Annotated in this window: 10 protein-coding genes and 9 tRNA genes; 13 read left to right on the top strand and 6 right to left on the bottom strand. The window is 44.7% G+C overall.

The genetic code is table 11. The features are described 5' to 3' along the window. Positions 1 to 89 precede the first annotated feature (89 nt). The 4 genes from ONZ52_RS06320 (at position 90) to ppnN (ending at position 6,952) form a co-directional block, all read left to right on the top strand. Positions 90 to 2,927: a M16 family metallopeptidase gene (locus ONZ52_RS06320; RefSeq protein ID WP_265217845.1), complete on the top strand. Its 2,838-nt coding sequence runs from the start codon at positions 90 to 92 to the stop codon at positions 2,925 to 2,927. A gap of 165 nt (positions 2,928 to 3,092) precedes the next feature. After that, on the top strand, positions 3,093 to 4,313 hold the full coding sequence (locus ONZ52_RS06315) for an MFS transporter (protein WP_265217844.1): 1,221 nt from the start codon (positions 3,093 to 3,095) through the stop codon (positions 4,311 to 4,313). Between the two features lie 7 nt (positions 4,314 to 4,320). Beyond that, entirely contained in the window at positions 4,321 to 5,448 is a 1,128-nt protein-coding gene (gene zapE / locus ONZ52_RS06310) for a cell division protein ZapE (protein WP_265217843.1), read from the top strand. Between the two features lie 130 nt (positions 5,449 to 5,578). Beyond that, positions 5,579 to 6,952 carry a nucleotide 5'-monophosphate nucleosidase PpnN gene (gene ppnN, locus ONZ52_RS06305; RefSeq protein ID WP_265217842.1) on the top strand — a complete coding sequence of 458 codons (1,374 nt, stop codon included), beginning with the start codon at positions 5,579 to 5,581 and terminating at the stop codon, positions 6,950 to 6,952. Between the two features lie 79 nt (positions 6,953 to 7,031). Here the strand turns inward: ppnN and glsB are convergent, their stop codons facing one another. The 4 genes from glsB to ONZ52_RS06285 all read right to left on the bottom strand — a co-directional run bounded on the left by glsB (position 7,032) and on the right by ONZ52_RS06285 (position 11,262). Continuing rightward, positions 7,032 to 7,943 (bottom strand): glutaminase B, encoded by a 912-nt coding sequence (gene glsB, locus ONZ52_RS06300; protein WP_265217841.1) that lies wholly within the window; start codon positions 7,941 to 7,943, stop codon positions 7,032 to 7,034. Positions 7,944 to 8,148: 205 nt separating this feature from the next. Then, positions 8,149 to 8,955: an NAD(+) diphosphatase gene (gene nudC / locus ONZ52_RS06295; RefSeq protein WP_265217840.1), complete on the bottom strand. Its 807-nt coding sequence runs from the start codon at positions 8,953 to 8,955 to the stop codon at positions 8,149 to 8,151. 73 nt (positions 8,956 to 9,028) lie between these two features. After that, positions 9,029 to 10,054: an L-threonine 3-dehydrogenase gene (tdh, locus tag ONZ52_RS06290; RefSeq protein ID WP_265217839.1), complete on the bottom strand. Its 1,026-nt coding sequence runs from the start codon at positions 10,052 to 10,054 to the stop codon at positions 9,029 to 9,031. After that, a complete protein-coding gene (locus ONZ52_RS06285) occupies positions 10,051 to 11,262 on the bottom strand; it encodes a glycine C-acetyltransferase (protein ID WP_265217838.1) in 1,212 nt (403 codons plus the stop codon). Before ONZ52_RS06285 ends, tdh begins: the two co-directional genes overlap by 4 nt. A 193-nt stretch (positions 11,263 to 11,455) precedes the next feature. Between ONZ52_RS06285 and ONZ52_RS06280 the strand changes: the two genes are divergently transcribed. The 9 genes from ONZ52_RS06280 (at position 11,456) to ONZ52_RS06240 (ending at position 13,364) form a co-directional block, all read left to right on the top strand. Further along, entirely contained in the window at positions 11,456 to 12,526 is a 1,071-nt protein-coding gene (locus tag ONZ52_RS06280; protein ID WP_265217837.1) for a polysaccharide deacetylase family protein, read from the top strand. Between the two features lie 61 nt (positions 12,527 to 12,587). Next, positions 12,588 to 12,678, top strand: a tRNA-Ser gene (locus ONZ52_RS06275). 41 nt (positions 12,679 to 12,719) lie between these two features. Then, a tRNA-Asn gene (locus ONZ52_RS06270) sits at positions 12,720 to 12,795 on the top strand. Between the two features lies 1 nt (position 12,796). Next, positions 12,797 to 12,873 (top strand) — tRNA-Pro (locus ONZ52_RS06265). Positions 12,874 to 12,900: 27 nt separating this feature from the next. Beyond that, positions 12,901 to 12,976 (top strand) — tRNA-His (locus tag ONZ52_RS06260). Between the two features lie 13 nt (positions 12,977 to 12,989). Then, a tRNA-Lys gene (locus ONZ52_RS06255) sits at positions 12,990 to 13,065 on the top strand. A 41-nt stretch (positions 13,066 to 13,106) separates the two neighbouring features. Then, positions 13,107 to 13,182, top strand: a tRNA-Asn gene (locus ONZ52_RS06250). A gap of 1 nt (position 13,183) precedes the next feature. Then, a tRNA-Pro gene (locus ONZ52_RS06245) sits at positions 13,184 to 13,260 on the top strand. A gap of 28 nt (positions 13,261 to 13,288) precedes the next feature. Then, positions 13,289 to 13,364 (top strand) — tRNA-Lys (locus tag ONZ52_RS06240). A gap of 503 nt (positions 13,365 to 13,867) precedes the next feature. Here the strand turns inward: ONZ52_RS06240 and ONZ52_RS06235 are convergent. After that, positions 13,868 to 13,951 (bottom strand) — tRNA-Tyr (locus ONZ52_RS06235). A 53-nt stretch (positions 13,952 to 14,004) separates the two neighbouring features. Next, positions 14,005 to 14,964: a ProQ/FinO family protein gene (locus ONZ52_RS06230; RefSeq protein ID WP_265217836.1), complete on the bottom strand. Its 960-nt coding sequence runs from the start codon at positions 14,962 to 14,964 to the stop codon at positions 14,005 to 14,007. Positions 14,965 to 14,972 lie beyond the last annotated feature (8 nt).

Raw genomic sequence — 14,972 nt, 5'->3', positions numbered from 1 at the left:
TCTTTCTATCTCCTTTCTTTTTATAAACAAATGCTCCATTGAGCATTTGTTTATGTCTTTATATGAATGATTTCTCTATGAGCGGTTTTATGCTTTTTCTTCAGAATATTTTACGTGTGGTTGGATTAACGTGTGCGGTGATGTTTACGCTTCAGGCGTTTGCAAATGACGATGAAGGATTACCTTGGGATAAGCGTGTTGTTCACGGCACATTAGACAATGGTTTTCAGTATTATTTATTTGATTCAAGACAGGAAAAAGACGCGCCAGAAGGTCTGACTTTGGCGAATTTAGTGGTGCTTTCTGGTGCGATCGATGAAAAAGCAAATCAGCTCGGTGTGGCGCATATGGTGGAGCATATGGTGTTCCATGAAAGCGCAGGATTACCGAATGGTACTCGGCAAGCCTTGTTCGATATGGGGTTTAAGCAGGGGCGTGATTTTAATGCCATGACCAACAGTGAAAATACGCGTTATATGGTGAATCTGCGTAACACTACACCGGAGCGGCTCTACAGGGTGTTGGACGTGTATCAGCAAATGGTTTTTCACGCTGATATTAGAGTGACGTCGTTAGATAAAGAGCGCTTGATTATTCAAGAAGAGTGGCGTGGAAAATTGAGTCATCGAGCGCGAGTGAATGATGAGAAAAAAGCCTTGTTACGGGTTGGCTCATTGTATCCAGAGCGCCCTGTTATTGGCACGCAGGACACGATTAAAAACACCCCCGCTGAGCAACTGCAGGCTTTTTATCGAGACTGGTACGCGCCAAATAATATGGCGTTAGTCATTTATGCTCCCGTTGATAGTCACGGTTTAGAGACACAAATTAAAAACGTTTTTAGTGCTGAGCCTAGGCGGATGCTACCAGAACGGCACTCAAAAGACCCTATATTAGATGATCTTCTTAAAATGGGTCAGTTGCGCGACGCCGGCAGCAAAATCAATCAGGTTGCTTTTTTATATCGATTTGGTAGCGAGTCTTTTGATACGGACGAGGGCCGACGTGACGGATTGATTGATTATATGACGCGTAACTTGCTCACTGAACAAATACGGCGCCAAAGAGATGTCTTACCAGAGCATGTTCGTGCTTTATCCAGTACCAAAGGAACTGTGTCACCCAACGTGGCAATTTTGGGTTTTTCGGTGAATGTTGATGAAGGTTACCACTCGCTAGGTTTAGAAACGTTAATTCAGGAACTAGAGCGGATTAAAGCGCATGGGTTTTATCAGCAAGACTTTGATAAAGTTTATAAAAAAGTCATTGATACCGCAGAAGCCAATAAAGAAGCGGCAAAAAATCGTGGCACTATTTGGGCTGTCAAAATGGTGGATGCGGTGACGTCAGGCAAAAAATTACAGGATCCAGTACTAAGCAATGATCGAGTATTGCGCCTAGTGAGAAATATTTCTCTTGACGATGTCAATGCGCGTTTGCGTCAGTGGTTGTCGGCTCCGGATCGTATTCTGTATACGCAAGCCGTTGGTGGAAAACGTGTTGATATAGGCTCTGTGGAATCGGTTGAGGCGATGTTTGACACCATCAATAAACAAGATCTTGCGCCGTTGGAAGAGGAAAAAGTGGTGGCCGAAAAAATGCTGCCTGTTGTCACTCAATCCGGCTCGTTGTCTTTGATATCAAGAGAGGCGGAATTAGGGGTATCCAATTGGTCTTTATCTAACGGGGATAAATTAACCTTGTTAGATCCAAGTGTATTGGCGGGGCGTTATCAAATTGAAGTGTCAGAGGATGACAATAAAAGTTATTTTACGGCGTTTTCAGCCGCTGGCTATAACGTCACACAAGGTTCGACATGGGCAGAACAAATTGCGGTGCAACTGTCGGATGCAACGGGGATTTATGGTTGGAGCGACGAAGAGTATGCGCAATGGCGTCGACACCACCAAGTGTTTTTATCGACGAAGCAAAAAGCACAAAGTCTGACTTACCGAGGCGCGACAGACGATGAGGCCTTTGACAAACTATTGGCTGTTTATCGTGTTAATCAAGTTACACCCAAAATAGATGAGGCTGTCTACGATAGTGTGATGGCAAGCTTGAAAAGAAGCCTGAATATTGAGGTTGTTCGTCCGATTGAAGTGTTTACAAAGCGTATGGCACAAGCCCGTTTTGGGCAAAAAGAGATGTCACCAAGCCTTACGGATTTAACGTCATTGTCGTTAGAGACGTTAGAGCAGACACGAATGAAACAAGTCGCTTTGCCCGTACATTATTTCATTGTGTCGCGTTTGCCAGAAACGGATATGACAGAACTGGCTGCAAAATACCTTGCCTCGATTCCTCGTGATACGTCTGCTTATCGTACTTCTGACTACGAAACACTACCGGTGTTGCAGTTGTCTGGCGAGTCAGTCGTTGACATGGCATTGAATATTGAGCCAAAGGCGGAATATCGCATGTATGCCTACCAGTCTATGCCTTGGTCACCGATTGCTGCCCTGCAATTGACCTATTTGGGTGAGCGTTTAGAGGCAAAGTTAAAACAGCGGCTGCGCAGTGAAGCTCAAGGGGTTTACAGTGTAAGAGTCGGCTTGGAACTGAACAAAGACACCCACCGTGCGGAGTTGAGCATTCAATATTCCAGTGCGCCAGAGCGATTAAACGATTTGGCGGCAATGACTAACAAAGCGTTATCTGAATTACCTGAGATGGTCACAGCGGCGTGGGTAGATGAAATACAAGACGCTTTTGCTGATGTAGAGGAAAGCCGTCTAGAAAAGGATTTCGATGGCACGTTAGCACACCGACTGGAATTAAGTGAAACCTTATACGGTGATGCGCGTTATCTTAATGATATGGACCAGCTGAGCACAGGATTAACGCAAGCTAAGTTGAAAGCCTTGGTAGAGACGTTGACCTTTAATGACAGGGTGACGGGTTTTTATCGTCCTTTGACGCCTTAGTCTTGCTGGTGTGTTGATAATGCCTAGCCGCAACGCGGTTGGGCATTTTTTTTGCGTATTTAGAACTGGTTAACTTGGTGCAGGCTCAAGCTCGACTTATGGTCATGCTATGAATATGATAAATCGATCATTTTATCGTTGGGCTACTATAAAAAGGGCAAGTGGATGTCTCGTCCAGTAAAATTACTGAGTGTTTCTATTGTTTTGATTTGCCTCTTATTGGCGTTGAACTTTGGTTTGCGATCATCAATGGGCTTTTTTATGTCGCCTATCTCACAAGAGTTTGGCTATGGACGTGAGGTTTTTGCTTTTGCATTGGCGTTGCAAAACCTATGCTGGGGCTTATTTCAGCCTGTTGCTGGTGCTTTTGCTGATCGTTACGGCACCTTAAAAACCTTGTTTATTGGTGCGGCTTTGTATGCTCTTGGTTTATATGTAACGGCTGGAGCAGATGGTGTTATAGGGCTGAATATTGGCGCTGGTGTATTGATGGGAATGGGCATCGCGGCGACGGGTTTTGGCGTGGTGTTGCCTGCTATGGCGCGTATGGTGTCGCCTGAGAAACGCTCCTTTGCTCTAGGTCTGGGCAGTGCTGCTGGGTCTACAGGTCAGTTACTTGTTGTGCCAATAGCGCAAGATTTTATCGCGGCTTACGGTTGGAGTAATGCGCTACTGTTGATGGCATTGTGCGCTTTGATGATGGTGTTGTTATCGAGTCCTTTCCGCCAAGAAAAAGTGAGCATGAGTGCGAACACTGCCGTCACAGAAGTAACACAAACTATGAAAGAAGCTCTACATGAAGCGAGTGCTTACTCGCATTATTGGCTTTTAGTTGTGGGCTTTTTTGTTTGTGGTTTTCAGTTAGCGTTTATTACAGTGCACATGCCAGCGTTTTTATCTGACCAAGGGTTCTCGTCTGATATTGCTGTCGCCAGTTTGGCGCTTATTGGTCTGTTTAATATTTTTGGTTGTTTGTTGTCAGGCAGTTGGGCAGGCAAATACTCGAAGAAAAAACTATTGACTATTATTTACGCGCTAAGAGCGTTAGCCATTGCCTTGTTTATGACCTTGCCGATGACGGATATGTCTGTCTACGTGTTTTCTATTGTTACTGGGCTGCTTTGGTTAGCGACAGTGCCGCCAACGTCTGGTTTGGTCGCACAAATGTTTGGTTTGCGTTACATGGGATTGTTATATGGCATCGTATTTTTAGGCCATCAATTAGGCTCGTTTAGTGGGGTTTGGTTAGGTGGTTATTTGTATGATAAAACAGGCTCCTACGATGTTGTTTGGTGGGCCGCTTGTATCATTGCCTTGATTACGGCGTTGATTCATATCCTAATTGATGAGCGTCCAGTAGCACGTTTGCGTGCGGCAAGGGTGTAAGATTTTGATGTCACCTTTGTCGTATTACCAAGACAAGCTCGAGCGACAGGATGTGTTGTTTGATGTTCATCAGCAGCCCGCGCTATATGAATTAGAACGTGTTTATCAGTTACTAATGTCGAATCTATCAAACGCAGATGGGGTTGAGTCAATCCAAGGAGTTTATCTCTGGGGGGATGTGGGCCGTGGTAAGACGTTTCTGATGGATTTGTTTTATGGCTGTTTGCCAGATGGTATTGGGTTGAGGCTGCACTTTCACCATTTTATGGCACGTTTGCATCGAGAATTGAATCTTGCCTTTGGTCAAAAAAATCCGTTAAAAGGCATTGCCAAGCGGTTAGCGTCAGAGTGTCGTGTGCTGTGTTTTGATGAATTTTTTGTCACAGATATTGGCGACGCTATGCTGCTAGGCGGATTAATCGAGGCCTTGTTTGACGAAGGGGTTGTGCTGGTAGCAACGTCGAATATTGCTGTGGAAAATCTTTTTCAAAATCAGTTACAAAAAGAACGCTTCGCGCCGGCCATTGCCTTGTTACAGCAAAATGTGAAGAGTCTTCATCTTGGTGGCGAAGAGGACCATCGATTACGTCATACCGGTTGTTCGCCGATCTTTTTCGTCAAACATGAGCAAGAGATGGCCGTTTTGTTTAGGCAGTTAGCAAAAGGCACTGTGAATCAGCAACCGCTGCTCATTTGTCGTCGTGCGATTGCTGTGATTGAGTCAGCAGAGAATATCGCCTGGTTTGATTTTCACGAACTGTGCAATGGCCCAAGATCGTCGTTGGACTACATTGAATTAGCGAAAAGCTATCCATTCATCATGCTGACGGCGATTCCCGAATTAAGCAGTGAACCTTTTGAGCATATCAAAGCGCGGGGCACAGAAGACGGTGCCGTTGGCTCAGGAAAAACGGGTGATCGTGCTGTGTCTTTGGGTATCAATGACGATGCTGTGCGACGTTTTATCAGTTTGGTGGATGAGTGCTACGATCATCAAGTGGTGCTTTTGTTGAATGCAGATGTGCCACTTGAAGATTTGTATTTAAACGGTTCTTTATTATTTGAGTTTCGTCGGACTTACAGTCGTTTAATTGAAATGAAGTCTCTTTATTATCAGCAACTACGTGTTAAATAATTGATTTTGTTCTGACTATTTTTAATAACTTGTTTGTTAAGACTTGATAAAAAACCAATGCGCGACCACTATGTTTGTATGAAAGTTTATGTATCTTAAAGACAACAACCCAGAAGTAAGGAGGGCGATCATGCAGTATGAAGATCGCGTTGATGCGTTAGTCGCACCAAAGGGTGCGTTAGAGATGTTATCTCAAAATGAAATCTCTCGTCTGTCAGAAGAGTCAGGCCCACTTCATGATTTATTCCATCGTTGTGCTTTGGCTATTTTGAACTGTGGTAGTGATTCCGATGATCCGCAAGCGGCCATGGAAGAGTTTAAAGACTTTGAAATTCGCATTGTACAGCAAGAACGTGGCGTGAAGTTGCAGCTTAAGAATGCGCCAAGCAGTGCGTTTGTTGATGGCAAGATGATCAGCAGTGTGCGGGAAATGCTGTTTAGCGTATTACGCGACATTATTTTTACTCAGCATGAGTACCTGCTTGCCCGTGGCTTAGAGAATGCCAGCTCAGAGAAATTGACCAATGTCGTCTTTGAACTGTTGCGCAATGCGAATGTCTTCCGCCGAATTCAGAATCCCGACATGATTGTATGTTGGGGCGGCCACTCTATTGCACGTCACGAATACGATTATACCAAGCGTGTAGGTCATGAGTTAGGCTTGCGTGAACTCAATATTTGTACGGGTTGTGGACTGGAGGCCATGAAGGGGCCAATGAAAGGTGCGGCCATTGCTCACGCTAAGCAACGTATTAAAAATGGTGTGTATTTGGGTTTAACAGAGCCTGGCATTATTGCTGCAGAGTCACCGAATCCGATTGTCAATCAGCTGGTCATTATGCCAGATATCGAGAAGCGGCTTGAGGCTTTTGTTCGTGCTGGCCATGGTATTGTGGTGTTTCCAGGCGGTGCGGGTACGGCCGAAGAAATTTTGTATATTTTAGGTATCCTGTTGCACCCTAAAAATGCCGATGTTCCTTTTCCTTTGGTGTTTACAGGTCCAAAAGAAAGCGCAGATTACTTTGAGCAAATTCACGCTTTTATTGGTGATGTATTGGGCGTAGAAGCGCAAAATAAATACCGCATTATCATTGAAGATGAAGTGGAAGTGGCGCGCACTATTAAGCAAGGAATGGAAGATGTGCGTCAATATCGTAAAGCCCATCAAGATGCGTTTTACTACAACTGGAAATTGCATATTCCAGAAGAGTTTCAACACCCGTTTGAGCCAACTCATGACAATGTGCGTGGTTTAAACCTGCACTTCAATCAAGAAACGCATTTGTTGGCGGCGGATTTGCGTCGTGCCTTCTCATCTATCGTCGCAGGTAACGTAAAAGCCCAAGGCGTGGCGTATATCAAAGAGTTTGGGCCATTTGAGATTCATGGTGATAAAGCTTTGTTGGCGAAATTAGACGCTTTGTTACAAGCCTTTGTTCGTCAACAACGGATGAAGCTGCCCGGCAGTGCGTATGTGCCTTGTTATAAAGTGGTGACAGATTAATTTAATATTAGGGGTTTGACTGATATTGGTAAAAGGGCCTTGATTGGCCCTTTTTTATGTCTAGAAATATGCAGGTAAATCACCCAAAAACCGACCAACCAATACTTTCGGACAAGGCTTCGAGAGCGGCCATGCCGGCAAGCGAATTGCCAGATTTATTCAGTTCAGGCGACCATACACAAACGGAAAAGCGATTAGGGACAATAGCAATTATACCGCCACCAACACCGCTTTTACCGGGTAGGCCGACACGATAAGCAAAATTTCCTGCTTCGTCATATAGTCCACTCGTGGCAAGTAATCCATTTACCTGCGTGGTCTCTCTAGGGCTAAGCATTTGCTCACCAGAATGCCGACAGTAGCCTTTATTTGCTAAGAAACTAAAGGCTTTCGCCAGATCGACACAATTCATGCGCATAGCACAATTATCAAAGTAGCTGTGTAACACCGCCTCGACATCATTATGAAAGTTGCCGAATGCCTTCATAAGATAGGCCATTGAGGCATTACGGGCGCGAAATTCGTACTCTGAATCGGATACTATTTTATCTGAGCGTAATTCTGGGTTATCGGCTAGGCGACGTATAAATTCTCGCATCGCATAATGGGGAGAGGCAAAACGTGACTGATTCATGTCGCTGATCACCAGCGCCCCTGCGTTAATGAAGGGGTTACGGGGCACGCCTGCTTCGTATTCTAATTGCACTAAGGAGTTAAAAGGGTTGCCCGACGGCTCACGACCAACGCGCTTCCACATGTCTTCACCATAATGTTTGATGGCAAGGGTCAAGCTAAAGACTTTAGAGATACTTTGTATAGAGAAGTCTGTATACGCTTGGCCTGCATGGTAAAGCTCACCATTATTGCTGTAGATGGCGATACCAAATTGATTGGGATCGACATTGGCTAACGCGGGAATGTAGTTTGCGACCTTGCCTAAACCGATTAATGGTTTTACTTTTTGTTCTATTGAATGCAGTAAATCTTCCACATCATTCTCATTAAACAGGGTTAAAGGGGGCGCCTAGTATAGAGAAAGTCGTTAGGAAACCCCAGTGGAATTTGGTTTGCTGTCGATCATAAAAAAGCCCCCAAAAGAGGGGGCTGGCAGTGTCGTAATAAACGGTTATTTTTTGGGTGAAATACCGTAAACAAAGGACAGTAAGTGTTTACCTACAGTCCTTTCATCACTGGTATTAAGAGCGTTGGGCTTTAATGTTCGCCACATGCGCGTTGATCAGTTGTCCCGATATGGTCGCATTGTTCGGGATATTGGGTAGGGCATCAATGGAATACCAATTGGCCTCTTCAATTTCACCTGGGGCTGGAGCGATATCACCACTCTTATAGTCAGCAAAAAATCCGACCATCAGCTGATGAGGAAAAGACCAAGGTTGGCTGTCGACATAACGTATATTGGTTATTTCTAAGCCGACTTCTTCTTTTACCTCGCGAGCGACGGCTTGTTCTAGGGTTTCACCTGCTTCAACAAAGCCTGCGATATTACTGTATCTGTCTTTTGGGGCAAGGGGGCCGCGAGCTAATAAAATTTGCTCTTCTTTTCTGATCGATACAATAACACAGGGTGAAATTCTTGGATAATGGCGTAAATTGCAAGATGGGCAGATTTTTGTGTGCTCTGCAGCGTGTTTTTCTTCCATTGCGGTCCCACAGCGACCACAGAACTGATGGTCTCTATCCCAAGTCGCGAGCTGGTGGGCACGGCTTAATAAAATGTAGTGATCCTGATCTTGCAAAAAAAGCAGCTCTCTTAGTCCAGTTTCGCGAAACCCTTTGGGTATGGACTCAAAGCGACAAACAAAGATATCCTGACCATGCCATTTTCCACAATACACTGCGCTCATATTGGCGTTGGGCTGAAAATGGGTAAAAGGAATAAGAAATTGGTTTCCCTCTTCCGTCAGAACTTGATTGCGGTATAGCAAAATATAAAGCGCGTCTTGATGGGGGCGGGGATGAGCTTGAGTGCCTATCTCTAACATGTTGTTGCTCTGTTTGCGTCTAAAAGAATGACGCTAACGCGATCACTCTTTAGACGCAATAACTAAGATGGATTTAATTCCAATCCAAGATCACTTTGCCTGATTTTCCTGATCCCATGGTGTCGAATCCTTGCTGAAACTCATCAACTTTAAAACGATGGGTAATAATTGTGCTGATGTCTAAGCCAGATTGCAACATAGCGATCATCTTGTACCAGGTTTCGAACATTTCTCGTCCGTAAATACCTTTAATGATTAGGCCTTTAAAGATGACTTGGTTCCAGTCAATCAAGGTATCTTTGCTGGGGATGCCGAGCATAGCGATTTTTCCACCATGATTCATGCATTCGAGCATGGCACGAAAGGCGGTATCGTTGCCAGACATTTCCAGACCCACATCAAAGCCTTCAGACATGCCTATTTCACTCATCACGTCTTTTAGCGATTCTCGACTGACGTTGACCGTTCGCGTGGCTCCCATTTTCTTCGCCAAGTCCAAGCGGAAATCATTGACATCCGTTATAACAACATTACGCGCGCCAACATGCTTTGCAATCGCTGCGGCCATGGCGCCTATTGGGCCAGCACCGGTGATGAGCACATCTTCACCAATCAAATCAAACGATAAAGCCGTATGTGTCGCATTGCCGAAAGGGTCTAAAATTGCCGCTATGTCGTCGCTGATATTGTTAGGGATCTTGAAGGCATTGCTTGCGGGGATAACCAAGTATTCTGCAAATGCACCGTTGCGGTTGACTCCTACCCCAAGGGTTTTTCTGCAGAGGTGGCGTCGTCCTGCACGACAATTTCGACAATGTCCGCAGGTGATGTGGCCTTCACCTGAAACGCGATCACCGATTTTAAAGCCTGTTACTTCTGGGCCAATTTCTACGATTTCGCCAACAAATTCGTGTCCTACCGTCATTGGCACTGGAATGGTATTCTGTGCCCAATCATCCCAGTGATAAATATGCATGTCGGTTCCGCAAATAGCCGTTTTGCGTACCTTGATAACCACATCGTTATGACCACATTCTGGGTGAGCAACGTCAGTCATCCAAATGCCTTTTTCGGCATGAAGTTTTGCAAGTGTTTTCATTCTTTATTTCCCTCAATAATGCCCATTTCGCGGCCGATTTTTGCAAAGGCAGTAATGGCGCGATCGAGCTGTTCCGTGGTCAATGATGCGGACATTTGCGTGCGTATTCTTGCTTTTCCCATTGGTACAACGGGGTACGCGAATCCTGTTACGAAAATGCCTTCTTGGTACAACGCATTTGCCATTTCTTGTGCGATCTTTGCGTCGCCTAAAATAACAGGAATGATAGGGTGATCGCCAGCGACAAGATGAAAGCCTAGGGCACTCATTTGAGTGCGAAAATATTGACTGTTTGCTTTTAATTGTTGGCGTGCGGTTGTGCTGTTTTCCAGTGATTTAATGATGCTTAAACTGGTGGCGGTGATAACAGGTGCAAGCGAGTTGGAAAACAGGTAAGGACGAGAGCGCTGGCGTAACCAGTCGACAATGCTTTTGGAAGCGCTGGTATAGCCTCCTGATGCACCACCAAGGGCTTTGCCTAAGGTTCCGGTGAGAATATCTACTCGACCTAGCACATCGCAGTACTCGTGGCTGCCACGACCATTGTCGCCCAAAAAGCCCACCGCATGGGAATCGTCTACCATAACTAAGGCGTCATATTGATCGGCAAGGTCGCAGATGGATGTTAAATCGGCGATAATGCCGTCCATAGAGAACACCCCATCGGTAACGATGAGTTTGGTTTTTGCTCCGTCTTGATCGGCTTGTTGAAGCATGGCTTCCAATTCGGTCATGTCATTATTGGCATAGCGATAACGTTTAGCCTTGCAGAGTCGAATACCATCAATGATGCTGGCGTGATTGAGTGCATCACTAATAACAGCATCCTCTTCTCCTAACAAGGTTTCAAACAACCCTCCGTTCGCATCAAAGCAAGACGAATACAAAATGGTGTCTTCCATTTGTAAAAAGTCACTCAAACTTTTTTCTAACTCAGTATGTATGTCTTGAGTGCCACAAATAAAGCGCACAGAGGCCATGCCATAACCATATTCGTCTAGCGCCTTGTGGGCGGCTTGTGTGACATCATGGTCATTAGCAAGCCCAAGGTAATTATTGGCGCATAAGTTGATTAAAGGGGCGTTGTCCGCGGTTTTGATTTGACTTGCTTGTGGTGTGATAAGAGGGCGCTCTATTTTGTAAAGACCTTCTTGTTTAAGGGATTGGAGTTGATTTTCCAAGTTTTGATAAAAAGCTGATTTGCTCATATTTTGTCCTCTTGTGGAGATGTGTCCTTTTTATTATGAAGTCCTTATCTTATGAGTGTAGGTGGACAGACGGATTGTGAGTAGATGCAGTGACATAGAGAAATGGGCATAACAGTTGTGGGTTGTGGCATGCTGGTCATGTCGCTGCTTCGTCCGTAGAATGAGGGCAAAGATTAAACAAAAAGGAAAAGATATGTTATCAACGGTTCGCTTTAGTGGTCTTGTGTTAGGGACGGCGCTCAGCGCCAGTATAACGGTTCAGGCGCAAGATTATTTGCCCATTCTGCAATACCATCATGTTAGCGTGAGTTCGCCTGCTTCAACGTCAGTGACGCCCGAGCAGTTTACGGAACATATGGATTATCTTAAAAGCTCAGGATTTCAGGTTGTTGATCTACGCTCCGCATTGGATGATTTAAAGGCGAATAAGCCGTTGCCGGACAAAGCCGTTGCTATTTCCTTTGATGATGCATATCAAAGTATTTATCAAGCGGGTTTTCCAATATTAAAAGAAAGAAACTTCCCTTTTACGGTTTTTATCAATACCGAGCCAGTAGAGCGTAACAGTTCAAGCTTTTTGACCTGGGAGCAAATGAAAGAGATGCAAGCCTATGGTGGAGTGTTTGCTAATCATACTGTTAACCATCCTTATATGTTGAGAAAGGAAAGCGGTGAAAGCGACCGTGATTGGCTAGCGCGCATGGAAAAGGAGGTCGATACAGTGGAAGCTCTATTGACGAAGCATTTAGGTCATTCCCCTAAAATGTTGGCTTATCCTTATGGCGAATCAGATCGTCAAATTCGTGCCATGATGAAGGCAAAAGACATTATCGCTTTTGGGCAGCAATCTGGTGTAGTTAGTAGCGATTCAGATTTTGAGAATTTGCCGCGTTTTCCGGCGTCAGGTGTCTACGCTAATTTATCGACGTTAAAAACGAAGTTGGGCGCAAAGCCGATGCCTTTATTGTCCGAGAAGACGGGAGGGGATTATGCAACCAATCAGCCTGTTACCATTCAGTTAACTTTCAAGGAAGGGAAATATCGTTTTAAGGATTTAATCTGTTACGTGTCTGGACAGGGTAAAGCTAAATTAGATTGGGTTTCGGATTTTGAAGTGGTTGCCACTGCAGATAAGCCGTTCGGCGTGGGCCGAGGCCGTATTAATTGCACTATGCCGGACGAATCAGGGCAGCATTACTACTGGTATTCTAATGTTTGGATACGTTCTTCCCCTGAACAAGGCTACGTAAGTGAAAAAAGTTAAACTTTTTTAAAAAAATGTTGCACTGAAATTTCAAATCAGTATTATACACCTCGCTCGCAACGGAGGGGTGGCAGAGCGGTTTAATGCACCGGTCTTGAAAACCGGCGTAGGTTAGTAGCCTACCGAGAGTTCGAATCTCTCCTCCTCCGCCATCTTACTTAGGTAAGTGTGTTGCAGCAAAGATAAAATTAGTTCCTCGATAGCTCAGTTGGTAGAGCAAATGACTGTTAATCATTGGGTCACTGGTTCGAGTCCAGTTCGAGGAGCCATCGGAGTATAGCGCAGTCTGGTAGCGCGCCTGCTTTGGGAGCAGGATGTCGGGGGTTCGAATCCCTCTACTCCGACCATTAATTTTATCATCACCGTTAGTAATGGTGGGCGTAGCTCAGTTGGTAGAGCTATGGATTGTGATTCCATCGGTCGTGGGTTCGAGCCCCATCGTCCACCCCATTACTTGATAGTTGGGTCGTTAGCTCAGTTGGTAGAGCAGTTGACTTTTAATCAATTGGTCACTGGTTCGAATCCAGTACGACCCACCAACTATCTCTTAAAGCTTTTATTCTGTACTAGCCTGATTAATTCCTCGATAGCTCAGTTGGTAGAGCAAATGACTGTTAATCATTGGGTCACTGGTTCGAGTCCAGTTCGAGGAGCCATCGGAGTATAGCGCAGTCTGGTAGCGCGCCTGCTTTGGGAGCAGGATGTCGGGGGTTCGAATCCCTCTACTCCGACCATCAATTAATAAAGAATTCTTCATAGAGCGGGTCGTTAGCTCAGTTGGTAGAGCAGTTGACTTTTAATCAATTGGTCACTGGTTCGAATCCAGTACGACCCACCATTCTATTTTGTCTATTCTCTTCATCTTTTACATTTCTCGTTTTCTCTGTATTTTGAAACTTGCCTTGCTGTTCTTTGTTACGGCTTTTGTCGTGTCTCGTTAAAATATCAAACTTTGTATTTGTGGTTTTGAGTTGGGTGCTAGCTCGTCTCTGGCTTCTTGTGTTGCCCTGATTGTAGAGTAGGTAAGTCTGCTGTTAGTAGCTTCTAGCGTGCTCAGGTGGTTTGCTGCAGCGTTTGATCGCTATTGTGGTTGGCTTTGTTGGATCATTAACTTGTTGTCTTTGGCGGGATTCTTCTTGGGGGGGCTATAGGCGTGGTTTTGCTTAGATGGTATGTTGGTGTCTTGTTTTGTGGGAGTTGTTTGTCGTCTTTTGCTTGCGTGTTGATTTTTGATGTGGTGTTTATGTTCTGTCTGGATGTGTTTAAAATTTGATGTCTTGAGGATTTTTATTGCAGTATGATTTTATAGATAAAAGATTGATCTATAAAGAAAAGAATTAATGGTGGAGGGAGGTGGATTCGAACCACCGAAACTTTCGTGGCAGATTTACAATCTGCTCCCTTTGGCCACTCGGGAACCCCTCCACAGCAGCGCGGCAAATAATATATGCCGCGCTTCTATCTGTAAACACTTTTTTCTATTTTTTTAATAATTTTTCCAGTTTTGCTTTCATGCGCTCTTCTGGCGATAAATTATCATAGGCTTCATCTTCACGGCTTTTTATTGGCTGTGATTTTTGTGACGGCTTGCCTTTTGGGGATGGGGTGCTTTGAGGTTTTTTATTGTGGGCAGGGCGGTCCACTTTAGGTCGATCGGTTGTTTTAGGGCGGTTGAATGGTTTTTTCTCTTTCTTGGGTATCATGGACTCAGGAAGAGCGGCTTCATCATTTACAGCGATGCCTTCAAGATCAACACGAGGCTGTCCTGATAGGAGACACTTCTTATAGCGATCAGAGCGTGTATAAGCGGCTAGAGCACGTTTTTGTTTGCTGGCATTGAAGTCGTCGTCCAATGTCATGTCTTTGTCTATACCAACTTTTAGTGGCTTAGGTTGATTCCAGTCGAACGCTTTAGGATAACGGTCTTCAAGCATTTTTATTAGACGGCGATTATTCTTTTGATTTTTTTGACGTTTTTTTTGTTCAGACGTCAAAGTTGCTGTCTCTGTAGTGCTGTCACTTGCTTGTTGTACGCTAGTGTCGCTATCGACTAGTTTGTCGTCGTCTTGCAAGCCGTTAAGCTCAGTTTGTTGTGTGGTCATGTAATCAATCTGTTCTATTGTCGTGGTTGTGATGCTGCTGTTGTCAGCATGCTCGTGCAATAAATCAAAGTTAAGTTGCTGTTCAACTGGCTTTGTTTTTATTACTTGCTCAGGGGTCGATAGGGCACCCAAGAGATCAAGAGAGTCTTCTATATAGAGCTGTAGTTGATCTTCGGGTGAGCGATCGGCCATATGTTGCAATAAATCCATTGAGGCGCTGTACTCAATGGGAAGGTCGTTCTTTTCCTTTAGTTTTTTTATTTCCTCGTTTGCATTTTCTAGCTGTTTTGTCAGCCAGTTAATTTTCGCTTCGAGTTTGGCAATAAGTTGTTCCATAAAGACAC

This window comes from Marinomonas rhodophyticola (assembly GCF_026113935.1).
In the GTDB taxonomy this organism is placed as follows: domain Bacteria; phylum Pseudomonadota; class Gammaproteobacteria; order Pseudomonadales; family Marinomonadaceae; genus Marinomonas; species Marinomonas rhodophyticola.
The sequence above is the reverse complement of the archived record's forward strand: the minus strand, read 5'-3'. Positions and strand labels throughout refer to the sequence as shown.